Consider the following 24,015-nt stretch of genomic DNA (forward strand, 5'->3'; position numbering starts at 1 on the left):
ATGAGTAGATACGGAGGTAGAGAATGAAGCTGCTGGCTACGGGAAAAGTAAAATGGTTCGTCTATCAGAAAGTCGTCATCGTATTTATTGTCTTTCTGATTCCACTCATATCGATGAATATTTGGGTGAATTATAAGGGAATGTCATTCACCAAAAATGCAATTTTGGACTCATCCCTGGCTGGGGCATCATTCTATTCCAAGCAACTGGATAAAGAGATATATTTCATCCGCAATCAACAATTACAATTTCAAGAAGATAAAAACATACAGAAGCTTAGTTTCCGAGGTGAAAGTTTAGAAAAGTATGAAGAGGTAGAATTAATCGGTAATGCTGAAGATCTATTGAATCGGATCATTGCCTCAAGCGAATATGTGGTTAACGCCGGGGTATATGTTAAGTCTCTGGGCAAAACGATCTCTGGTAAGACGGGGGTCACGGCCATTCCTAATATGGAGTACGAGAAAATTTCCTCGTTACTTAACGTTAAGCAGAAGCCCTCATTCTATCGGAGCGGTGATGCGATTTTCCTTATAGAAACAGGAGATAATGCGGAGCTTTGGTCGTATATTGAAATCTCAAAAGGTAAGCTATTGGAGGCACTAAATCAAATCGCAACCTTATATCAAGAATCGGAGGTATTTCTGGGAAGTAATGAGCTGGGCAATATTCTATCTACTACAGACGATCAGTTAGTGTCTACTGAGGTGCTTAGGCTCATCACCAAACAGGATCAGTTTAATTCCGATATCCCAGAAATAAACAAGGTGAACGGTAAAAGTTACTTTATTGCCCATAACTTTATCAGTTCTTTGAATCTATCCTTGATTATGTATGTGAATCAGAATGAAATCACAAGGCCCTTAAGTCAATTTAATACACTACTATATGCCTCTTTTGTCATCGCTATTGTGGTAATGGTACTTTATTCTTATTCGGTAAATCTAATGATTCATCGGCCCTTATCCAAATTGGTTAAGACATTCCGTATGGTAGAAACGGATAATCTTGATTTAGTCATCGAGTCAAAGACCAAAGATGAGTTTTACTATATATTTAACAGTTTTAATCGTATGGCTTCTAGACTTAAGCGTTCTATTGAAGAGAATTATGAACAGAAGATTGCCCTACAGCATTCGCAGTTGAAGCAATTGCAGTCACAAATTAACCCGCATTTTCTCTATAACAGCTTCTTTAATATTTACATGATGTGTAAAGTAGGAGATTCCGATAGTGCGGCTGAGCTCTCACAAAAGCTAGGGAGCTACTACCAATACATCACGAGAAGTGGATCGGACGAGGTGGCTTTCTTTAAGGAGTATCAGCATGCGCTTGATTATTGTGAAATTCAGTGTATTCGCTTCTCGAATCGTATTTCTTTCGAATATGAAGAAATACCCGTTTTGGCGAACGCGATTTTAGTACCGAGGCTGATTATTCAGCCAATTGTTGAGAATGTGTTCGAGCATGCTTTCGAAGACGACTCCCGAAACGGGGTTGTCTATATTGGTGCCGAATGCGAAGAGGGAATAATAATTATCACGATTGAAGATAGCGGCACTCTTTTAAAAGATGAGGAAATAGAGCACTTGCAGAAGAAGCTTGCGATGGGTTTAAAACAAGTTGAGAAGACGGGATTAATCAACGTTAATAATAGACTCCAATTGAAGTACGGACCAGATAGTGGCTTGTTTGTCTCTCGCAGCAAATACGGAGGATTGAGGGTAGAACTGATAGTTAAATACGAGAGTAAGGAAGTGTGATTATGTATAGATTACTAATCGTAGATGATGAGCCTGTGATTGTGAATGGATTAGTCCAACTGTTTCAGGATAACTCAGAATTTGAACTGGATATACGAAAAGCTTACTCCTCAAGCGAAGCTCTTGAAATTGCTAAGAAAACGAAACTGGATATTTTGGTTAGCGATATTCGTATGCCTCAAAAGAATGGTCTCCAGCTCGTGGACGAAATCGTCTATTATTGGCCATTATGCCGGGTGATTTTCCTTACAGGATACAGTGAATTTGATTATGTATACGAAGCGATTCGTAAGAATGTGGACAATTACATTCTGAAAACGGAAGGAATTGAACCTATTTTCCAAGCTGTGAAGGCAGCAGTCGACAAGCTAGACGAGGAGAACCGTCGCAGACTTCAATTGGAGAAGGCGCAAATGCACTATCAAATCGCTAGTTCCTTCCTAAAGAGAGAGCTGATGGAGCGGGTGCTGAGCGGGGAGTCTATTACTTCTATACTCAATAATGTACGTTACAAGGATGTTGAGTTCGGCATTGCATTAGATCGTCCTTCGTTCTTTCTTGTTGGTATCTTAGATCGATTAGATGATCCAAAATTTAAAATGCCTCCGTCTGTTCAGCGTATTTTTCATGATCACCTGCCTGCATCTATTGCATGTGAAGAAGTGATTTATGATGATCGTGTATTCCTATGGCTGCTTCAACCAGATGAAGGGTTGCTGAATCGCTTTCGTAGTGACTATTCTGATCAAGGGGTAAATTGGTCTGGAATCGTTGCTTATATGAGAGGGATATTAGAGCCTGTACAGAATGAGTGTGATGAGCTGCTAAGTGTCTGCGTTTCATTCGGGATATCGGGGGATTTACTTAACCATTGGGAATCGATCCATCTTCAAGTTGAAGCAGTACGTTCTATGATTCTTAAGAGAGCTTTATTAGGTCAGCACATGCTTATCTTAGACCTTGAGAAACTAAGTCAACTAGAGGATACGATGCACAAAGCTGGAGGAATCGAGCAGGAAGATTTCAAGACGCTAATCATTGAACAAATTCATCAATTTGTGCAGGAGAACCTATCTGGAGATATATCGCTTACCTCAATTGCTGCAGAGGTGCATCTTAATCCGTCCTATTTATCTCGTTATTATAAACAGACGACAGGTCAAAATTTATTAGAGTATATCCAGTCGACGAAGCTGCATGTTGCTCTGCAGCTGATGAAGAATACAACTCTGAAACTAAATGAAATCGCTATCCGGGTCGGTTTTGAATCACCATCCTACTTTACAACATTCTTTAAACGGAAGATGGGCTTATCTCCACAGGAATACCGAAATTCAAAATGAGTAAATAAAGTGAAAGTGATGTAAAAAAAACGAAATTGAAAGCGGTTTCCTCTGTGACTAAAATATTAACTAGGAACATTGATTAACTACAAGAATTGCAGCAAACAAAGGGGGGAAGCATTCAGATGAAGAAAATGAGATCATGGAAAATGGTTTTATCAGTAACGATGATTCTTTCATTATTGTCAGCATGCGGAAGTCAAGGAAATGGAAATGCGAATGCACCATCTACGCCTAAGGAAAACACTACGAATAGTGCCACAAACAGCGCGACAGCACCTGATCCATTAGGGAAATACCCTGATACGGTTACTGTTACAGAAATACTCGGATATAATCCACCAGAAGATCCCAGAACTCCAAGCGGAATAACACCGGAACAAAATGCCTACCTGAAAGATCTCAAAGAGATGATGAATATTGAAGTGAAATACAAATGGACCGTTCCCTCTGCCCAGTTCGAGCAAAAGTTCTCGCTTGCCATGGCATCAGGGGATCTACCCGATGTGATAGAAGTTGATCAGAAGAACTATGAGAAGCTTAAAAAGCAAGATATGCTTGCTGATCTGACAGATGCTTATGCACAATATGCTTCACCAGCTCTAAAGGCTTATATGGACTCAGATGGTGGATTTGCGATGAAAACGTTCAGTGCGGAGGGGAAGCAATTAGGTATCCCTGCATTTGAAGATCCCTTCTTATCCACACAGCTGTTATGGATTCGTCAAGATTGGCTTAATAATCTAGGTTTACAGGCACCGAAGACGATTGATGAGCTTGAGAAAGTTGCACAAGCATTTACACATAATGATCCAGATCAGAATGGTAAGAATGACACCTATGGTTTAGCCATACAAAAGAATCTCTTCTTCTGGGGATTTGATGTCAGAGGTTTCTTTAATGGATTTGGTGCTTATCCTTCCGTTGGAGATAAACAATCGGCTTGGATTAAAGGCGACGATGACAAATTGTTACCGGGATTGATTCAACCTGAAGTGAAGACTGCACTTGGTAAGCTACAAGCCTGGTATAAAGATGGAATTATTGATAAAGAGTTTGCACTAAAGGATGAGAATAAGGCTGTAGAAGATCTGACTGCAGGTAAAGTGGGTATTTCCTACGGAGAGTGGTGGTATCCGAACTGGCCGCTTAACTCCAGCGTAGACAAAGATCCCAAGGCGGATTGGATTGCAATTCAACTTCCAGGGATTGATGGTCCAGCTAAATCACTCGTTCCAAAAATCCGCAGCAATAAAATTTTCGTTGTGAACAAAAAGATGAAGAACCCAGAAGCAGCGATTAAGATGCTCAATTTCTACATCGAAGTTGGTAATAAGAAATACAAGGATAAGAACAAAGCGGCAGATGGCTATGTATACAACTGGTTTAACCCACGGATTGCCAACCCTGTTGATATTGATACGATTTACAACGAAGTGAACAAAGCGCTTGATGCTAATCAGACTGAAATTACAATAGACGATGCAAATTATAAGACCGTTGCGGATACATTCAAAGCGACTAAGGACTTCCTGGCAGGCGACACATCTAACGCTACCAAAGGTGTAAACTGGGGGCAATATTATAGCCGGGCTGCAAAAGACGGTGGCTGGGGCTTAACACGACAAATTAAAGAAAATCAACAATTTGTATACAACGAGTTTTATGGTCTTCCTACACCAACAGTAGTGGAAAAGGGCGGTCAGCTGGATAAATTGATGCAAGAGTCCTTTACCAAGATTATCATGGGCGGTTCTCTTGATGATTTCGATAAATTCGTGGATAGCTGGAAGGCACTTGGCGGTAATGAAATTATTGATGAGGTCAATGAATGGTATAGCACGGAAGCTACGAAATAAATCATAGGGACAAGAAAGCGGGTGAGGTGAGTCGGGTGAGCCGACTCACCTCCCGTTTTAAAATGAGTAAGTTGGTGAGGAGGGCATCTATGAAATCACTGAAGAATGAATTTCCGCTTCATATCATGTTAATACCGGGTGTGATTGTTACACTGATTTATGCTTACGGACCGATGGCCGGTCTGGTTATGGCGTTTCAAGAGTTTGAGCCGTTATCCGGTTTTTTCAAATCCGATTTTGTGGGATTAGATAACTTCCGTTATGTATTTAATTTACCGGATTTCAAGCAAGTGCTGTGGAATACGCTAGTCATTGCCATCATCAAAATGGTGTTGTCTCTGCTTGTCCCGCTTATTCTAGCTTTATTATTAAATGAGATCACTAAGAAATGGTTCGCAGGTTTTATTCAATCCGCCATTTTCCTCCCGTTCTTCCTTTCATGGACCGTCCTTGGGGGTGTCATTATTGAATTATTCTCTCTGAATGGACCTATTAATGGCTTAATTTCCTCTATGGGCTTAGAACCTATCATGTTCATGCTTGATAATGGTTGGTTCAGGGGGATTATCATTGGCTCGGATGTCTGGAAAGGCATGGGCTACAATATGATCATCATGCTTGCTGCCATCACAGGAATTAACGCGACGCTGTATGAAGCGGCGGAGGTAGATGGTGCAGGAAAATGGAAGCAAATGCTTAACATTACGCTTCCAGGTATAGCACCGATTATTATTTTACTTAGTGTATTAGGTCTCGGTGGTATTCTTAACGCAGGTTTTGAGCAGATATTGATTATGTATAACCCAACTGTATATGCCGGCGCAGATATAATAGATACATTTGTCTATCGATTGGGAATGTTCAGCCAACAATTTGGACCTGCGGCAGCAGTGGGTCTCTTTAAATCGATAATATCTTTATTTATGGTATCAACAACTTACTATGCAGCTTACAAATTTAATAATTACCGCATATTCTAGGAGGTGGAGATGGTGCTACATAAACAATCATTCAGCAGAAAGTTATTTATCGTGTTCAATACGCTGTTGTTAACTTTCATTACCATACTCGGCATTATCCCATTTGTACACTTACTCTCCATCTCACTTAGCTCGAATACAGCTGCGATGGCTGGAGAAGTGAAGCTTTGGCCCGTCGGATTTTCCTGGGATGCTTATGTATATTTAGGAGAAAAGGTAGAGTTCTTTCGTTCCTTGGGAGTCTCCGTAAAACGAGTAGTGCTCGGTTCAGTAGTTAACTTGTTTCTAGTATTTATTACTGCTTATCCGCTTTCCAAATCGAATGATCAGTTTAAATTTAGAACCGTATATGTATGGATATTCGCGATTACGATGTTTTTTGGAGGCGGCTTAATTCCGACGTATATCATTGTGAAAAATACAGGCTTAATCGATTCCATTTGGGCGCTTATCTTACCAGGTGCATTGAATGTATGGAATATGGTTCTGATGCTTAACTTCTTCAGATCTATTCCAAGAGAATTGGATGAAGCGGCTACGATTGATGGTGCCGGACATTGGAGAGTACTTTGGCAAATTTATTTACCGATATCCCTTCCATCCATCGCAACGATTGGGTTATTCACCATAGTTGGGCATTGGAACGCTTGGTTTGACGGTATCCTTTACCTGAATTCACCTGAACATTATCCACTACAGACCTATCTTTCTACCTTGATTATGTCTATCAATGCCCAGATGTCATCGATGTCCATTGAGCAGCTCAAGGTGATGGAGAATCTGAGTGAGAAGACAATCCGAACGGCGCAAATATTCATGGGTGCATTGCCAATTATGGTAGTCTATCCATTCTTACAAAGGTATTTCGTAAAAGGAATGACGGTTGGTAGTGTTAAAGAATAAAGAAATAGAATAAAGACATAGCATAAAGTCTCATATGAAGGAGCAGATTGCGATGAAGAAAGTCACTGTTGCTTTAATTGGAGCGGGCCTGCGGGGAATTAATTATTCAGAATATGCGATTCAGCACCCCGATGAGCTTCAAGTAGTAGCTGTTGCAGAGCCGAATGCGAAGCGGAGAAATAAATTTAAGGCAAGACATAAGCTGGCTGATGACATGTGCTTTACCCATTGGGATTATTTTTTCGCGTCCCCGAAAGTAGCAGATGCGGTATTTATCTGTACCCAAGACAATCAGCATTATGTGCCGACAATGAAAGCACTGGTGGCAGGGTATCATGTGCTACTAGAAAAGCCGATGTCCCCTGATGCCAAGGAATGTGTACTTATGGGGGAAATGGCCTCTAAAGTGAACCGTGTCTTCTCGATATGCCATGTATTGAGATATACCAATTTCTTCTCAACGATCAAGGAACTGCTGGAGAGTGGTGCGATCGGACAATTGATGTCCATTCAACATAATGAGAACGTGGGTTACTGGCACCAAGCTCATAGCTTCGTAAGAGGGAATTGGAGCAAGAAGGATGAGTCCAGTCCGATGATTCTCGCTAAGTCCTGTCATGATCTGGACATTCTTTCCTGGTTAACAGATTCAGAATGTGTTCGAGTGTCTTCCTTTGGCTCACTGTCTCATTTCAAATCTAGTGAAGCGCCGGAAGGAGCCCCGCTACGTTGCACAGATGGATGCCCAGCATCAGATAAATGTCTCTATTATGCTCCTGATCAATATTTGACGGAGGATACAGATTGGCCTACATCGGCAATTAGCGATGATCCAAGCTATGAAGCCCGCCTGAATGCTCTTCAGGAAGGACCTTATGGACGATGTGTCTATCATTGTGATAATGATGTCGTCGACCATCAAGTGGTAAATCTAGAATTTGCTAATTCCGTAACTATAGCATTTACAATGAGCGCGTTTACCAAAGATGTTAGTCGTACCCTCAAGCTGATGGGTACCACGGGAGAAATTCGCGGTGCGATGGAGAAGAATGAAATTGAAGTGATCCATTTTGGCAGCGGTAAGGTAGAGAGAATTTCGTTCGAAAATGCAGGTGGTCATGTGGGTCATGGCGGCGGCGATATGGGGTTAATCAAAGATTTTGTTAAGCTGGTTCGAGCGGAAGGGAAGATTCAAGGTCTTACATCAGCGAATCATTCCATTCAAAGTCACCTTATGGCTTTTGCAGCAGAGCAATCCCGCATCGAGGGTAACAGTATTGTTCTGAAAGAATTTGCACAAAGTGTCTGTAAAGATGAAGAGGTGAAGCAACGATGAATGCTCCGCAGCCATTTCAGACGATGTTATTAAGTTCGTTGGTTAAGGTATTTGCTGATGAAGTGCCAAATCATGAATCCTATCGCAGTGCAACCGCACTTGTTGGAGAAACATTTTCGTTCCAAGTTGCTTATACCTCAGATACACTTCTAAAGAATATTGAAGTAGAGATAAAATCATCGCTTCCAGATCTAATATGTATAAGATCCGTTGGACTTGTTCCCTCAGAAATGCCTTGTTTCAAAAATCATGATGAAGATGTGCTAAGAACTACGCCGGGATTATATCCAGATCCATTGTATACGCTGGATCAACAATCTATTTCATCGATACCGGGACAATGGCGATCTTTATGGGTGACGATAACCTTGGATGAATCAATGAGTACGGGGCTTCGTTCTATTCAGGTCCTCTTCCAATCATCTGAAGGGCAGATGTTAGGTGAATCGGATGTATTCGAGTTAACCGTCATCCCTGCAACACTACCGCCGCAAAAGTTAATTCATACGGAATGGTTCCATGTGGATTGTCTTGCTACAAAGTATGGTGTCAAAGTATTTAGTGAAGCGCATTGGGACCTTATAGAACTCTATGCAGATACGATGGTTAAGCATGGCATGAACATGATCTTAACTCCGTTGTTTACACCGCCTTTGGATACAGCCATTGGTGGAGTACGTCCAACGGTTCAATTGATATCCGTGACTAAAGCGGGAGATCGTTATGAATTCGGATTTGATCTGCTTACTCGTTGGGTATCGATGTGCCGCCGGCTTGGCTTCAAATACTTTGAGTTCTCTCATTTATTCACTCAATGGGGTGCAAAGTGTGCACCAAAAATAATGGTAACCATTCAAGGTGAAGATCAGCAACTATTCGGCTGGGATACGGACGCCTCCTCGCCGGAATACCATAGTTTCTTGGATCAATTTTTACCTTGCTTAGATCAATATTTGAAAGAGCAGGGTATAGACCAGCAAAGCTGGTTCCATATTTCAGATGAACCAGGAGAGGAACATTTGGAATCGTACCGAGCTGCAAGTGAGATCATTTATAAACATTTATCAAGTTATCCGATCATGGACGCATTGTCTGAATTGGAGTTGTATGAACAGGGCCTGGTGAAAAGGCCGATTCCTGCGAATACGCATATTGAACCGTTCTTAGAACATCAGGTTCCAGACCTTTGGACGTACTATTGCTGCGCTCAAGGTGAACAAGTATCCAACCGGTTTTTCAACATGCCGTCTGCTAGAAATCGTATAATCGGGTTTCAATTGTATAAATTCGGATTACAGGGCTTCTTGCATTGGGGTTATAACTTCTGGTACTCGCAATATTCATTGAATCAGCAGCTGGACCCTTATCGTACGACTGACGCTGAGCATGCATTTCCCTCAGGAGATGCCTACTTGGTCTATCCGGGAGAAGAAGGCCCGATTGAATCCATTCGATTGGAAGTTCTATATGAAGGGTTGCAGGATTTGCGCGCACTAGAATTACTTGAGCAGAAAATTGGCAAGAAAGCAACGATAGCCATTATGGAAGAGGGTCTGAGCACATCGTTGACCTTCTCTGTATACCCGAGGGATCATGGAACATGGCTCTTAGAGGCAAGAGAGCGGATCAATCAAGCGATAGCAAGTTATTCTACTTAAGTGATCATACCATTACGAGGTGTTGAGAATATGGCAACTTTTCATTATTCAGGATCTTCCTTTTATTATAACGATCAGGCGATACGGCTTATCTCAGGAGCCATCCATTATTTTAGGACTCTGCCGGAACATTGGGAAGACCGTCTTATCAAATTAAAAGCTTGCGGCTTCAATACGGTTGAAACCTATGTGGCATGGAATTTACACGAGCCGAAGAAAGGCCAACTTCATTTTGAAGGTATGGCAGATGTAGTCCGGTTTATTGAACTGGCAGGAGATTTGGGTCTGCATGTCATCGTTCGTCCCGCACCTTATATTTGTGCAGAATGGGAATTTGGTGGACTGCCATCTTGGTTGCTAGCGGATTCGGATATGCGTCTTCGATGCTACCATAAACCATTTCTAGATCATGTAGATGCGTATTATGATGTATTGCTCCCCAAATTACAACCACTGTTATGTACAAATGGTGGCCCGATCATTGCTATGCAGATTGAGAATGAGTACGGTAGTTACGGCAATGACAAGCGCTATTTGACTCATTTAAAAGACAGCATGATTTCCCGTGGGATAGATGTACTACTATTCACTTCCGATGGACCTGAAGACGCGATGTTACAGGGAGGTATGGTCCCAGGTGTGCTGGAGACGGTGAACTTTGGATCACGTCCAGTAGAAGCATTCAACAAGCTCCGTGAATACCAACCAGAGGCTCCAATCATGTGTATGGAATATTGGAACGGCTGGTTTGATCATTGGCGTGAGGAGCATCATACGCGTCCGGCTGAGGATGTAGCAAAGGTATTGGATGAGATACTTAGTTTAGGCGCATCCGTTAATTTCTATATGTTCCATGGCGGAACTAATTTTGGGTTCTACAACGGAGCGAATGGGCATACGTTTGACAGCTATGAACCAACAATTACTAGTTATGACTATGATTCATTACTGAGTGAATCCGGTGAGCCAACAGCTAAATATTATGCAGTTCGTGAAGTGATCTCCAAATATGCAGATCTCGGACCCGTTGAGTTGCCAGCTCCTGTTGCTAAGAGAGCATATGGAAGAGTAGAGATGAAGGAGCAAGCTTCACTTACCGCAAACTTGAATCGCATTTCTGTACCCATTCATTCTGCATACCCTGAACCGATGGAGAAATGGGGTCAGGATTATGGGTTTATTCATTATAGTACGTTCCTTACAGGACCTCGTCCCAAAGAGGAGTTCTTCATCCAGGATTTACATGATCGTGCATTAGTCTTTCTGAATGGAGAACTCACTGCAACCTTAGATCGTGTAGAGCCAGAGGTAAAATTAGAGTTCGAGGTTCCGGCCGAAGGGCTGCATGTTAGTATACTTGTAGAGAATTTAGGACGCATCAACTATGGTCCTTATATGAGAGATTGTAAGGGGATTACCGAAGGGGTAAGGTATGGACGGCAGTTTCTGTCAGAATGGACGACGTATACGTTGCCATTAACAGATTTATCTGGTCTGCAGTTTGAAGGTCTATTCAAGCAAGTGGAACCTAGCTTCTTCCGCAGCACCTTAGTTGTGGATGAACCTTGTGATACGTTCTTGAGCATGGAAGGATGGACTAAAGGCGTCGTGTTCATTAATGGGTTCAACCTTGGACGCTATTGGAATATCGGACCACAGAAAACAATGTATGTGCCGGGACCTTTATTGAAGCAAGGCGACAATGAAATTGTCATCTTTGAATTGCACAGCACTTCAGATACCGCTGTTACCTTCGTAGATCTACCGGAATTAGGATAATAGGGCATAGCTTGTAGCTTGTAAGAATATCACTAGCAGTTTCAAAACGCAGCAATTAATATATCGTAACAATAAAGACACCCGAATAGATCCGGGTGTCTTTGATAAATAGAAACTATTTCTTGCTGCGTATTCTAAGGTTATGTAGTTCCCATTGTTCATACCAATCTTGAACAACGGCAGGAAGGCCAATACTAAGATCGCCTTTCAATAAGTCCGTCAGATTCTTGTATTGTTCTTCCACAGCGGATCGTTCCCCAATACTGTCGTAGACCTTCATTAACCCTAAATGTCCTTGTTCAAAGTAGGGCTGAAGCTGTACTACCTTTTGATACACGGTGACAGCTTCGGGAACTCTGTTGTTGTCGATATAGAACTGGGCCATTCCCATAGCATGGTGTAGCCAAATGGTGCGCAGACGTTGTCGTTCGCCCTCTGCCCACAAATAGTCGTAATCTCCAAAATAATCCCCTGAATAAAGTTCAAATACGTTTTGATGTTCTGCATAATTGTCCTCTCCGATGGATTCGAGTGCAAGAATATTGTGCTCCCACTGGGCTGCATCGATTAGAAGCGGCCCGGTCTCAAGCGTATACCCTTCACCGCCACTAACGTTGCTGATATGCAGATCTACCTCACTTTGCTTTAAACATTGCCGTACTTGATAAATGGTTGTGTAGAGATGGGTAGAAGCCTTTTTAAGGTTGAAATCTGGCCATAGTAGGTCAATCAGGGTATCTTTACTGACGAATCGGTTGCGGTTATGAAGCAAGAAAGCAAACAATTCTTGTGCCTTAGAAGTCCTCCAACGGAGATTGTTTAAAGGTTGTCCTCCTCGTTCAAAACGCAGCGATTGAAAACAACGAATCGTTAGTTCTTGTACTACCTCAGTGCTTTTTGGTGCAAACCTCAATCTGTCCTCCAAGCGTTGTACTGTTTTGAATAAACGGTCATGTCGCACGGGCTTCAAAATATAATCAATCGCATTTAACTCAAAGGCTTCCACTGCATATTGGTTATATGCGGTCACGAAAACGATATTAGCGTTTGGACAGACCTCTTGCAGAATTGCGGCAGCCTGAAGTCCGCTCACTTCAGGCATTTCTATATCAATAAAAATAACGTCAGGCTCCAAGGCTGGAGCTTCTTGTATAGCTTGAACCGGGTCTGTATAGGACGCGATGATATGAACAGCTTCCATTTCTTTTAACATGAATTCTAACTTTACGAGAGCAAGGCGTTCATCGTCCACCAATACTGCTTGAATCATTGTTATTCCACCACTCAATATAGTATTTTTTAGCAAAAAACAATATATGATTACTTTTATTTCGGTTCATTATAGTTTGTCTGTGACTAGGTATTTTTGCGATTCATATTTCTTTTTTCAGAAGGGATTATGAAGCTTACTGAAGTGCCTAGCCCTTCCTTGCTTTTAATTAGCAAACCCTTAGCATAGACACGTAACAAGCGTTTATGTGTATTAAGGAATCCAATCCCTCGGGTTACATTAGACTGGCTGCCCAGCAGTTGCTGAAGTTGTTTGGAAGTCATGCCTTTACCATTATCAGCGATTGTAATCTCGATGTCATCAGCTAGTTCTTTGATCGATATTGAAAGCGTACCTCCTTTGGAGCGGCTTAATATACCGTGCCTAACGGCATTTTCAACGAGTGGCTGAATGGTCAAGGGAGGTAACTGAAAATGTAGATTTTCTGCTACATCCCAGTTGATGGTCATCCTGTCCTCAAAACGCTCTTTCTCTATGTACAGATAGGCGCGGACAAGCTCAAGCTCATGTTCAATCGGTATCATCGGCTCAGCGTTCAAGAAGTTAAAGCTTAAACGTAAATAAGAGCTAAAGGCATCAATGAGGTGACTCATACGCTGTGTATCAAAAGATGCCAGAGCTGATATAGAATTTAATGTGTTGAATAAGAAATGGGGTTGTATTTGCGCTTGAAGATACGCTGCTTCCAGGCGAAGCCGTTCATTTACGGACTGTTTTAAATCTGTTAAGGAACGGACCCGTCCTCTTAGCTCCATAGCGTTCATAGGCTTCATTACATAGTCGTTCGCGCCCGAAACAAATCCGGTGTAGATATCTTCCGGCTGGCTACGTGCGGTCAGAAGTAGAATAGGAAGCTCAGCTATGGTAAAACGTTCACGAATTCTCTGTGTTAATTCATAGCCGGACATCTGGGGCATCATTACATCTGTAATGATTAAATCCCATTGATCAATATCCAGTTTTGTTAAAGCATCGATTCCACTGGTTACCGTAACCATTTCATAGTCTTTGATGGATAGTACGCTAGTAAGGATTTTCAAATTAACCGGGTCATCGTCGACAGCCAAAATCTTAGGTCTTCTTCCATCCGTTGAAGTAGCAGATGTATTGTTAATTTCGGATAGCGTAATATGAGATAGTTTGTCCGTGTATTCAGTCACTGTTGAGGATTCTAAATTGAATTTTTGAATGCTTGAATCGGATAGAGGCATAGTAAAAGTAAAAGTAGAGCCTTTCCCAAGTGAAGATTTTACACTAATCTCTCCACCGTGAAGTTCAACTAGCTGTTTACAAATACTTAACCCCAATCCAATTCCACCACTTATTGCTGTCACGCTTGAGTCACCCTGTTCATAGGGTTGAAAGGCTCTGAGCTGTGTTTCCTCGTTCATTCCAATGCCAGTATCCGTAATATGGATGCGCACCACACCTTTATGAATATCCGCATGGACCCTAACTGAGCCTACACTCGTATATTTCACAGCATTTTGAAGCAGATTGAACAAAATCTGAATGAGTCTTTTCTCATCTGCCACAATAGATGGAAATGAGTCAGGAATCTCTGAGATTAGTGCAATATGCTTACCTTCCGTTAGGAACTTGAGCATATCGAGTACGCCAACAACTACGGATTGAATTGGAACATTTCTTAACTGTAATTGAATGTTGCTCTCACGAAGCTGTGATTGATCTAGAAGATCGTTTATCAGTAAAGACATACGTCTTCCGACGGTAATTAGCAGTTCTAGATTATTTGCGTTCTGATGCATTAATGAGTCTCTCTCACTGTCTAAGACGGTTTCAGCAATATTAATGATGCTATGCAGCGGATTTTTCAGCTCGTGAGAGGTATTAGCTAGGAAATCATCCTTTTGCGTAACGGTTCTTTGCAGGCTTTGTGCCAGATTTTCAGTCTGCTTAGTATTCCAGAAATAACGCTTAAACCCAAAAGTCGCAAAGCATAAAAAGGCAATAATTAGGTCGAAAGGATAATAAGTAACGTTAACCAGATCGGAATTTTTGAACAACCCCCAATGGGTGCTGTTAACGATAGCTAAGATTGATAGCAATAGAAAAATAGAGCCATCGTGGTTTTTAAGTGCAGATTTCAGAAAGAGAACTACAACTTCTGAAGATAGAACGATTATATTGATGATAAAAATAGGTGTAAATACTTCGTAATAACGGACAACGGGACAGAGCATTATGAAAAGGATATGTACCAGGGATATGCTGGTCAGGATCCGAACGCTTTTAATTTTTAAATTTTTGAACATTAGTTGCTTGCTTGTCAGTAAGATGAATATAAAAGCCATAATATTAGATATGATTAATAGCTTTAAACTCCATTGGTAGTTTAAGGGAAGCATATACAGCAAAAGCTTGTCATCATCAATAAGTACAGTAGTTATAGCGGAAAATACCAAAAGAAAAAAATAGATCAACATCTTTTGCCGCGGACCAATGGTATATAATATTGCTGCATAGACTGCATGAAGTAGAAGTACTACACATAATAACAGTTGAAGGCCTATGGAAACGATCCGCTGATGTGTTAAAGTTTTTTCGTTACCCAATAAAATGGGTTTAAAAATACCGCCTGTATGAGATAAAGAGTAGTTGGCTACATGAATCACAATTTCAATCTCAGTCTTATCCGTTGTAAAAGATACGGAGTAAGGCAATACACGAGCAATATAGTCTTCTTTATTGGCAGAGGGAGAACCTGAATTTCCTAGTAGTTCACCATTGATATATATTTCCGAAGAAGTCTGAACCCCGGATATAAGTATGCCATAAGACTGCTTTTCATTTTTATCTACAAGAATCCGTAACCGATAGGAGCCGTAGCCAAAAGCAGACTTTTCGCCATTATGAATGGCATCGTTCCACTGATCCGGGACTTGTATATATTTTTTAGGGGGAGCTTTGTTTAGAGATTCTTTATTAAAAGTGGGAAGCAGCGTATTAGGATAGAATTCCCACTGGCCTTTTAAGGTAAGGAGCTTGTCTTGATTCAATTCTATATTCCGTAAATCGAGAACTCCTTTGACTAATTGTGGTTGTATAACATGAGGCGAAGCCCAAACCCATAGGAAGCGAAATCCAGTAAGTATAGTAAGAAATAGCATGATAATTAGGAAGAGTTTTCTTTTAGTCATAGTAATTAAACATTATTCGACAAAAAACAATATATTCCTTTCACAAAAATATTTCAAAAATTAAAAAAAGTTGTGATTAAGTTGCAGGGGAATAGAATTGGCTGGCGTCTAACGTTATGTAGGTGAAGGAGGGGAGAAAGCTGGAAGAGGCGGAATGGATTTCTGCTGTGCTGAACGGTGAGCATCAGGCCTTTGGGCATTTGGTGACACGTTATCAAGGCATGGTATACAGAGTGTGCGTCAAGATTACTGGAGAAGCCGAATCGGCCAAAGATATGGCCCAAGAGGTTTTTATAAAAGCATACAAAGCGCTCCCCTCTTTCAGAGGACAGTCTACCTTCTCGACATGGCTTTATCGGATAGCCTATCGAACCTGTCTGGACTGGAAACGGGCCAATGATAGGGAGTGGAGGCATCGGAGTGCAGCTGATTACACTGAGAATGATTGGGTAACGTCTCAAACACCAGAGCAAGAGGTGCTAGAGCAGGAACAATCAGCTGAGCTGGGTGAGAATGTGAACAGCCTTGCGGAACCGTACCGGTCGGTCGTACAGCTGTACTATTTTCAGCGAAATTCTTATCAAGAGATAGCGGAGCAAAAAGGTGTTTCCGTTAAAACTATCGAATCGCAGCTTTATCGTGCCAGACAGATGATGCGTAGACAAAGGGAGGAATTGCGATGAATTGTGCAATAGTGAAGGAATGGATGCCACATTACATTGACGGTCTTCTGTCTCCAGATATGGAGCTGAGTATCCGGTTGCACATACAATCCTGTCCTGATTGCGCACAGTGGCTGGAGGAAGCGAAAGAAATGTCAGCTCTTTGGTCAGAAATGGAAGCAGACAGCGAATATCAACATGAACAGATGGACTTTCCAGATCTAGCAGCAGGTGTTATGGCCCATATTGAGCAGCTTGAAACAGGACGCAGGGAACGAGCGATTAAAGCGACAAGCGTAAGACGTCGTTTTGCTCCTAGAACATCTTTGACACATTATGCGGTGGCTGCCTGCTTGAGTTTGTTATTGTTGCAGTTTGGCGTTTTTGAGAATTTGGCTTATGGGATCACTGAAATTAATGGTCATGTGTCGAATTCTGTGACCCAATGGTTTGGTGGCTTTAGAAAATAGTCATAAAGAGATTTATAAATAATAGATGGATTCAGGTAAACTGAAAAGTTTATGCTATCCAAATTTTAGGAGGATGTATTATGATTAAGAAGAGACGTTGGCTCACTTTTATGCTAGCTATGATTCCTGGTGTAGGTCATTTGTACTTAGGCTTCAAAAAGCAGGGGCTGCAGTTTATGATCGGGGCTTCCTTATGTATTATGTTTATTCCGTCTGAGCCCATGATCTTCCCTTTTGCGCTAGCTGCACTGTGGTTTTACCAATTGTTTGATGCCCTGCAGAAAGCGGCTTGGATGAAAATAACTGCAGCCGAACATGAGCGTATGATGTTCCATCCTGACAGCTTCGGAGAGCCTTGGACGATGGGGATATCCTCTATGCCAGGTTACCCACATGAAGATGTGAATCCGGCTTGGGTTGGTGTTGGATGTGTTGTTGCTGGGTTCCTTATGCTGGTGATCTCAGCATTTCCGACGCTTTGGAGAATGTTAATTGAGATTAACATTGGTACGATCTTGCTATCACTGGGTCTGATTGCGTACGGTCTGAAGATGCTAAGAAACAATACGAGAGCGTAAGAAACGGGGATTTCACTATGGGGAGATGGAAAATCGGGAGTTTCACTGCAGCTATAGGCTGCATCGCACTTGGTGTCATTATTGTGATGGCTCAGTATAATATGATCAGCTATGAAGTACTTGGTTATTTATGGCCAGCATTGTTGATTCTGTTCGGACTCGAGATGTTGCTAAGATTGTTTATCAAATCCGATGCCAAAAGTCGTGTGAGCGGTTGGGCGATCCTATTGATCATCCTGTTGGTTGGAGCAAGCAGTGCACAGAGCGTAATGGCCGGAGGCTCACTTAGCAGTTTAATCGGGAATACACATTTAACCCCACTAAGCGGCAATGTCGAAGTGAAAGACAATATTACGACGCTAAAAATCGTACTTCCAAGTGGAAAAGTAAAGGTCGAGGGAATAGATGGAAGCTCATTGGATTATGAGGGAAGCTTACTCTTACCTGGAAAATCGCAAAGTGAAGCCGAAAGTTCGTTGGAAAAGAAATGGAAAGTAAAAACTGAGGGAGATACGCTGATTATGGAGCTCGATACAGATCATAATTGGTTCTCTAATATTCAGTTTGGATTTAATACTAAAAGTCCTTATTTAAATGTAAGTGTACCTAGCAGTCTTGCCGTTGAGGTAGATACTAGTGACGGGTCAATAGAAGCGTGGGATTTGAAGTCTGGCTTAGTGGTTGACACTAGTAATGGGGTTATAAATATTCATGATGTTGCTGGTGGAGTTGAGGCACATACCAGCAATGGCTCACTGACTGTTCAGAACATCCAAGGTGGGGCGCAGCTCAAAAGTTCTAATGGTGCGATTATTTTGGATAATATAGATGGAGCGTTGACTGCAAAGAGCAGCAACGGAAAGATCACTATTCATTCAGCAGTGACTGGAAAATGGAAATGTTCGTCTAGTAACGGAAAGATTACGGTGGGATTGCCAACTGTGTCCGATGCGAAGATTACAGCGGATACTAGCAACGGCTCACTGAAGGGGAATATTCCTTGGGATCTAGACGGGGACAGCTTTGGCACTGCCATTCTCGGTAAAGGAACTTATACCGTGGACTTAAGTACAAGTAATGGAAGTGTGACCGTGGACACAGCTGAATAAGTACGAACAATAAAGGGAGTTAAGGCTTCAGCGATTGGTTCTGCTGAAGCCTTAACTCCCTTTTTCAAATTATAAGAAACCTACCAAGCGTAAGCTTTAGGCGCTTCTCCGCCCGGTCCTGGGAAGATCTCATCTAGCCGTTTAAGGACAGATTCATCTAGCACAATCTCAAGACTGCGTAGTGCACTCTCGAATTGCTCTAGTGTGCGTGGTCCAATAATTGGTGCGGTTACAGCAGGATTGGCTAATAACCATGCTAGCGCTACATTATCTTGTGGTTCTCCAAGCTCCATACATAAGCTTGCAAAAGCCTCAAGCTGATCTTTGTATTGCTCTACGCGCTCGGCATTTCCTCCACTGCGGCTGCCTTCTATTTTCTTAAGTGCATTGCGTCCAAGAAGACCTCCATCCAATGGGCTCCAAGGAATAACGCCTAATCCATGATGGAGAGAGGAAGGTAATACTTCAAGTTCAGGAAGGCGACAGGTCAGGCTGTATTTATGCTGCTCAGAAATCAAACCTAAAAAGCCACGTGCCTTGGCCTCTTGTTGGGCTACAGCGATATCCCATCCTGCAAAGTTACTGGAGCCGACATAACCAATCTTTCCTTGGTTTACAGCGAGCTCGAAAGCCCCCCACAGCTCGTCCCAAGAGACACTACGATCCACATGGTGCATCTGGTACAATTCAATATGATCAGTCTGGAGACGCTTCAGAGATCCCTCTAGATGGCGGCGTATAATATAAGATGATAGTCCGCCCTCATCATTAGGCCCGTCGAGCTTATCGCTCATTGCACCGTATACCTTGGTAGCTAACACGACCTTTTCACGTCGCCCACCGCCTTGTTTAAACCAACGACCAATAATCGTTTCTGTTAAACCGGAATTCTCGCCCCAACCATAAATGTTAGCGGTATCAAAAAAATTAACACCTGCGTCGAGTGCAGCGTCCATAATACGAAAGGCTTCTTGTTCATCTGTTTGTGGGCCGAAGTTCATTGTTCCGAGACATAGCCGACTGACCTTCATACCGGATTTGCCAAGCTTAGCATATTGCACTTCGCATTCACTCCTTAGGTAGATGATTTCAACTTTATTGTAAACAACTTATTAATCAAGGGCAAATTTGCCCAGTACTTCGCTGGTGCTCGTTAGCGTAGCTTTTATGTTTCAGAAACTTTTTTTAGTTTATAATGTATTTACAATGGAAAAAATTTCATAATGGAGGAAGCGCTATGAAAAAGAGCTTTAGTATTATTTTCGCAGGAATTATCGGAATGCTTGTATTCACAAATCAATCCTATGCTAATCCATCGACGTTGCCTCCAAGCTTGGACAGTACAGATGTGCTTTCTGTTAGTGGCGATCTCGTCGCAATCATAGATCATAGCACTAACAAAGCAGACGTGGTCAATGTAACAACAAATAAGGTAGTCAATCTTTCAAATGATGCTCATACGATTCTCGATCTTAACATGATGAAGAATCCGCAAAAAATAGTGCTGCTAAAGAAATCAAATGGCAACGAAATTACGAAAACGGTCTTTACCTATGCCGGAGAGCAGATTAGTAAAACAGAAATACCGCTTAAAGATGCGGCAGACAAAATCAAATGGGTTGCTCCTACGGGGAAAGTAAACGAACGAATCATGGTTCAATTTGGAGATTCCTTTAATCTTTATCAGTATCCTTGGACTAAGCCAAGTGTAAGCTTTAACGCTAAGATTAACGACAACGGATATGAAAGTGTAAACGTTCAGGGTTGGGATTTTGTTGGATATCCTTATTTAGCTATAAAGTATCAAGCACAAGGTATAATGAGCGATGATTTCTTTGTAAGAACAATTAATTTATTTCACCATAATGAAAAAATGTTTAAAGACTTTAATGCTGATATTAAGCTTAAATTTATTGGTCCAAATCTTGCAGTATACACATCATACATTTACCAGCCAGTTCCAGCTAACGCGAAGCGTCCTGTTTCAGATGATCCTCAGAACGTGTTCCGTTTGATGAATGTTGCAACCGGAAGTGCACCAACCTCTATTAAGCAAGCTTTTAAAGAAGAGGGTGATCTGTCGGGGTGGAAGACGGACTTTATTAACAATCAAGTGTTTGTTGGGGATGTATTAGAACAAACCTGGTCGTTATTTTCGCAAGAAGGAACTCAGATCTTAAAAGAGCAAAAATGGCCTGAAAGTGGTAATAGCAAATTTTTGAGCTACGATTCAAGCACCAAAACTGCCTATTTCCTGAAATATTCAGGTGGAAACATTGACGTAATTTCAAATCCAATTCATTAATAAAACGTGAAAATGCAGAGCCGCTACAGGGATGATCCTGGGCGGTACTTTTTATTACTCAAGAAAATCTTCCTTCACAATAATTGTTTTATAGGCTATGCCTATCAACTCAATAGAATCTATATCTTTGTCCTTTACGACTGGGTATGATACAACAATATAAAGAAGAACTATGTCTGTTAGAGCAGACCACTTGAGGAGTGACTGAGATGAGTGAGGTTAAAAAAATCGCCGTAATCGCAGGGGACGGTATTGGACCTGAAGTAGTAGCTGAAGCAGAAAAAGTATTAAAAAGAGCGGGAGAAGTATTTGGGTATACCTTTGAAACGGAGCACGCTCTATTTGGAGGCATTGCAATAGACGAAAGAGGCACACCGCTGCCGGAAGATACACTAGAAATCTGTCGCAGTGCTGACGCTGTATTACTGGGCGCTGTGGGCGGACCGAAATGGGATAACAATTCAAAGGAGCTTCGTCCTGAAACCGGATTGCTTGGCATTCGTAAAGCGCTTGGGTTGTTCTCAAACTTACGTCCTGCAGTTGTATTCGATTGCCTTAAGGATGCTTCGACATTGAAGCCAGAAGTGCTGGAAGGAACAGATCTTATGGTCGTTCGTGAGCTGACTGGTGGTATTTACTTCGGAGATAAACTGCGTCGTCAAGGTGAACATGGTGAAGAAGCGGTGGATACCTGTGTGTATAACGTAATGGAAGTGGAACGAATCGTGCGTCAGGCTTTTGAAATTGCTGGTAAGCGCCGCAATAAGCTGGCAAGTGTTGATAAAGCGAATGTACTTGAAACATCACGTTTATGGCGTGAGGTCGTAAATAAGATTGCTCCAGAATACCCTGAGGTAGAGGTAGAGCATGTACTCGTTGATAACTGCGCGATGCAGCTGCTGCGCCGTCCATCCAGCTTTGATGTTATCGTAACCGAGAACATGTTTGGTGACATTCTGAGCGATGAGGCTGCGATGTTGACAGGCTCTATTGGTATGTTAGCTTCCGCTTCGATGGCTGACGGTAACTATGGTCTCTACGAGCCCGTTCACGGCTCCGCACCTGATATTGCTGGACAAGGGCTTGCGAATCCGATTGCTACGATTTTGTCCTTAGCCCTGATGTTCCGTTTAACCTTTGGTTACGAAGATGCGGCTGCTGCGATAGAGGCTGCTGTGGCTGAAGTATTGGATGCAGGTCACCGTACAAGTGATATTGCCGTAGATAAGAGCAAAGCGCTTAGTACATCTGAAATGGGCGACCTGATTGTTGCAGCTATCCGCAAAGCATAAAAAAATATAATTCCTAATTACGATTATAGAAGGATTTGTCTAAGATTGACTTTGATTTTGTACGATGATACCATTTGATATGTAGACAAGATGTAAATTATTCCAGCATATCACGACATGAAATGGTTGGTTTCTTACATAATCAAAGGAGGATTTTGGCAATGGCTGAACGTTTAGTAGGTAGACCAGCTCCAGATTTTACTATGCAAACCGTATCGGGCGATGGTAAGGATTTTGGTAAAGTTAGTCTGTCCGACTATCGTGGCAAATGGCTGGTATTCTTCTTTTATCCTCTGGACTTTACTTTTGTATGTCCGACTGAAATCACAGCTCTTAGTGAAGCAGCTGCGCAGTTCGAAGCGCTTGATACAGAAATTCTCGGCGCGAGTGTAGATTCGGTCCACAGCCACAAAGCATGGATCAATACACCTAAGGATTCCAATGGTCTTGGCCGTTTGAATTTCCCGCTTGCTGGTGATATTACTAAACAAGTAGCTAAAGACTACGGCATTCTGATTGAAGAAGAAGGTATTGCATTGCGTGGATTGTTCATCATTGATCCTGAAGGTGAATTGAAATATCAAGTTGTTAATCACAATGATGTAGGTCGCAGCGTAGAAGAAACACTTCGTGTCCTTCAAGCCCTGCAATCTGGTGGCTTATGCCCAATGAACTGGAAACCAGGTGACAGAAACCTTTAAATGCTGTTCTGCTATTATCTGATCTTTGATATTCTGATTTCAACCTCCTTGCAGAAGTTTTTCTGTAAGGAGGTTTTTTGCTCCAAAAAGTCCTAAATAAAAAATGGATTTGAAAATAGGCGTGAAAAGTTATATTATGTCCTCGAGTGGAGGAATCTCCATTGGGGTAATGTAATACAATAATAAAAACTCAGATGAGTTAGTCATTCTAAGGAGGGTGAACAAATATGAGCTTTTGCTGTGGAGCGAGTATGGTAGGAACAAAGGGAACCCTTAAACATTATCGCACGCAAGTCCATAATGTTCCCCTGCTTTTTTGTCCGGTATGTCATCGTGTAGAGGTTCACTATAAGGTCGAAAACGAGTATGAGATTTTGGCGGAATACGCACATGGAGACGGTGTTACTGATGTGGATTTTCAGGACTATGTCATGGAAGACGAAACTGCAATATTCGAAAATGTCATTAACATCGAGAGTGAAGAGCCTCTAGCTATTGTGCGGAGTCAGATCGATATGGCGCTTGACCTGCTTGCTGTAGCCAAACAGATTGAGGATACGAAGTGGGAACGGGAATTGAAGAAAAGATTAGCTGTGATGAGTCAAAGACGCCTTCGTCTGCAACAGAAAGCGTAAGATTATTTACAATTTGGGGTTGACCCATTTCTTTAACAAGGCCTTCGCAACTGCGAGGGCTTTTATCTTTATCTAAATTTTTTCTAACGGGTTTAAATCAATTGAACGAATTAATAGTAATAAATATAATTTGATGTGATATTTTATATGTCTTTGGAATCATTTTATGAATTTTTTTATCATTCGACAG

19 protein-coding genes are annotated in these 24,015 nt (G+C 41.8%); 16 read left to right on the top strand and 3 right to left on the bottom strand.

Annotated features, from left to right (window positions below; translation table 11 throughout):
* The first annotated feature begins 23 nt into the window (after positions 1 to 23).
* The 8 genes from CA600_RS09400 to CA600_RS09435 all read left to right on the top strand — a co-directional run bounded on the left by CA600_RS09400 (position 24) and on the right by CA600_RS09435 (position 11,621).
* Positions 24 to 1,763 carry a sensor histidine kinase gene (locus CA600_RS09400; RefSeq protein ID WP_094869945.1) on the top strand — a complete coding sequence of 580 codons (1,740 nt, stop codon included), beginning with the start codon at positions 24 to 26 and terminating at the stop codon, positions 1,761 to 1,763.
* 2 nt (positions 1,764 to 1,765) lie between these two features.
* A complete protein-coding gene (locus tag CA600_RS09405; protein WP_094869946.1) occupies positions 1,766 to 3,106 on the top strand; it encodes a response regulator transcription factor in 1,341 nt (446 codons plus the stop codon).
* 125 nt (positions 3,107 to 3,231) lie between these two features.
* On the top strand, positions 3,232 to 4,965 hold the full coding sequence (locus CA600_RS09410; protein ID WP_094869947.1) for an extracellular solute-binding protein: 1,734 nt from the start codon (positions 3,232 to 3,234) through the stop codon (positions 4,963 to 4,965).
* Between the two features lie 89 nt (positions 4,966 to 5,054).
* The gene (locus CA600_RS09415; RefSeq protein ID WP_094869948.1) at positions 5,055 to 5,945 is read left to right on the top strand and encodes an ABC transporter permease; all 891 of its coding nucleotides are present in this window, start codon (positions 5,055 to 5,057) and stop codon (positions 5,943 to 5,945) included.
* A 9-nt stretch (positions 5,946 to 5,954) separates the two neighbouring features.
* Complete coding sequence (locus CA600_RS09420) at positions 5,955 to 6,848, top strand: carbohydrate ABC transporter permease (RefSeq protein ID WP_094869949.1); 894 nt, start codon at positions 5,955 to 5,957, stop codon at positions 6,846 to 6,848.
* A gap of 52 nt (positions 6,849 to 6,900) precedes the next feature.
* Entirely contained in the window at positions 6,901 to 8,184 is a 1,284-nt protein-coding gene (locus CA600_RS09425; protein ID WP_094869950.1) for a Gfo/Idh/MocA family protein, read from the top strand.
* Positions 8,181 to 9,842, top strand: coding sequence for a DUF4091 domain-containing protein (locus CA600_RS09430; protein WP_094869951.1), 1,662 nt, complete (start codon positions 8,181 to 8,183; stop codon positions 9,840 to 9,842). The genes CA600_RS09425 and CA600_RS09430 overlap by 4 nt, the downstream gene beginning before the upstream one ends.
* Before the next feature lie 30 nt (positions 9,843 to 9,872).
* A complete protein-coding gene (locus tag CA600_RS09435) occupies positions 9,873 to 11,621 on the top strand; it encodes a glycoside hydrolase family 35 protein (RefSeq protein ID WP_094869952.1) in 1,749 nt (582 codons plus the stop codon).
* A gap of 115 nt (positions 11,622 to 11,736) precedes the next feature.
* Here the strand turns inward: CA600_RS09435 and CA600_RS09440 are convergent, their stop codons facing one another.
* Together CA600_RS09440 and CA600_RS09445 are read right to left on the bottom strand one after the other, a co-directional pair.
* Complete coding sequence (locus CA600_RS09440) at positions 11,737 to 12,891, bottom strand: response regulator (RefSeq protein WP_094869953.1); 1,155 nt, start codon at positions 12,889 to 12,891, stop codon at positions 11,737 to 11,739.
* Positions 12,892 to 12,977: 86 nt separating this feature from the next.
* A complete protein-coding gene (locus CA600_RS09445) occupies positions 12,978 to 15,932 on the bottom strand; it encodes a hybrid sensor histidine kinase/response regulator (RefSeq protein ID WP_256989795.1) in 2,955 nt (984 codons plus the stop codon).
* Between the two features lie 263 nt (positions 15,933 to 16,195).
* Between CA600_RS09445 and CA600_RS09450 the strand changes: the two genes are divergently transcribed.
* The 4 genes from CA600_RS09450 (at position 16,196) to CA600_RS09465 (ending at position 18,892) form a co-directional block, all read left to right on the top strand.
* The gene (locus tag CA600_RS09450; RefSeq protein WP_042125119.1) at positions 16,196 to 16,756 is read left to right on the top strand and encodes an RNA polymerase sigma factor; all 561 of its coding nucleotides are present in this window, start codon (positions 16,196 to 16,198) and stop codon (positions 16,754 to 16,756) included.
* Positions 16,753 to 17,205: an anti-sigma factor family protein gene (locus CA600_RS09455; protein WP_094869955.1), complete on the top strand. Its 453-nt coding sequence runs from the start codon at positions 16,753 to 16,755 to the stop codon at positions 17,203 to 17,205. Before CA600_RS09450 ends, CA600_RS09455 begins: the two co-directional genes overlap by 4 nt.
* An 80-nt stretch (positions 17,206 to 17,285) precedes the next feature.
* On the top strand, positions 17,286 to 17,783 hold the full coding sequence (locus tag CA600_RS09460; protein WP_094869956.1) for a hypothetical protein: 498 nt from the start codon (positions 17,286 to 17,288) through the stop codon (positions 17,781 to 17,783).
* A 17-nt stretch (positions 17,784 to 17,800) separates the two neighbouring features.
* Positions 17,801 to 18,892, top strand: a complete 1,092-nt coding sequence (locus tag CA600_RS09465; RefSeq protein WP_094869957.1) for a DUF4097 family beta strand repeat-containing protein — start codon at positions 17,801 to 17,803, stop codon at positions 18,890 to 18,892.
* Positions 18,893 to 18,972: 80 nt separating this feature from the next.
* On the opposite strand, the gene CA600_RS09470 is transcribed toward CA600_RS09465, so the two are convergent.
* Positions 18,973 to 19,953, bottom strand: coding sequence for an aldo/keto reductase (locus tag CA600_RS09470; protein WP_094869958.1), 981 nt, complete (start codon positions 19,951 to 19,953; stop codon positions 18,973 to 18,975).
* A gap of 176 nt (positions 19,954 to 20,129) precedes the next feature.
* Between CA600_RS09470 and CA600_RS09475 the strand changes: the two genes are divergently transcribed.
* The 4 genes from CA600_RS09475 to CA600_RS09490 all read left to right on the top strand — a co-directional run bounded on the left by CA600_RS09475 (position 20,130) and on the right by CA600_RS09490 (position 23,825).
* Positions 20,130 to 21,197 (top strand): hypothetical protein, encoded by a 1,068-nt coding sequence (locus tag CA600_RS09475; RefSeq protein ID WP_094869959.1) that lies wholly within the window; start codon positions 20,130 to 20,132, stop codon positions 21,195 to 21,197.
* Positions 21,198 to 21,406: 209 nt separating this feature from the next.
* The gene (gene leuB, locus CA600_RS09480) at positions 21,407 to 22,489 is read left to right on the top strand and encodes a 3-isopropylmalate dehydrogenase (protein ID WP_094869960.1); all 1,083 of its coding nucleotides are present in this window, start codon (positions 21,407 to 21,409) and stop codon (positions 22,487 to 22,489) included.
* A gap of 161 nt (positions 22,490 to 22,650) precedes the next feature.
* A complete protein-coding gene (locus CA600_RS09485; protein WP_094869961.1) occupies positions 22,651 to 23,190 on the top strand; it encodes a peroxiredoxin in 540 nt (179 codons plus the stop codon).
* A gap of 227 nt (positions 23,191 to 23,417) precedes the next feature.
* Positions 23,418 to 23,825: a hypothetical protein gene (locus tag CA600_RS09490; RefSeq protein WP_042125131.1), complete on the top strand. Its 408-nt coding sequence runs from the start codon at positions 23,418 to 23,420 to the stop codon at positions 23,823 to 23,825.
* The last annotated feature ends 190 nt before the right edge of the window (positions 23,826 to 24,015 follow it).

Source organism: Paenibacillus sp. VTT E-133280 (assembly GCF_002264385.1).
Classification (GTDB): Bacteria; Bacillota; Bacilli; order Paenibacillales; family Paenibacillaceae; genus Paenibacillus_AQ; species Paenibacillus_AQ nitricinens.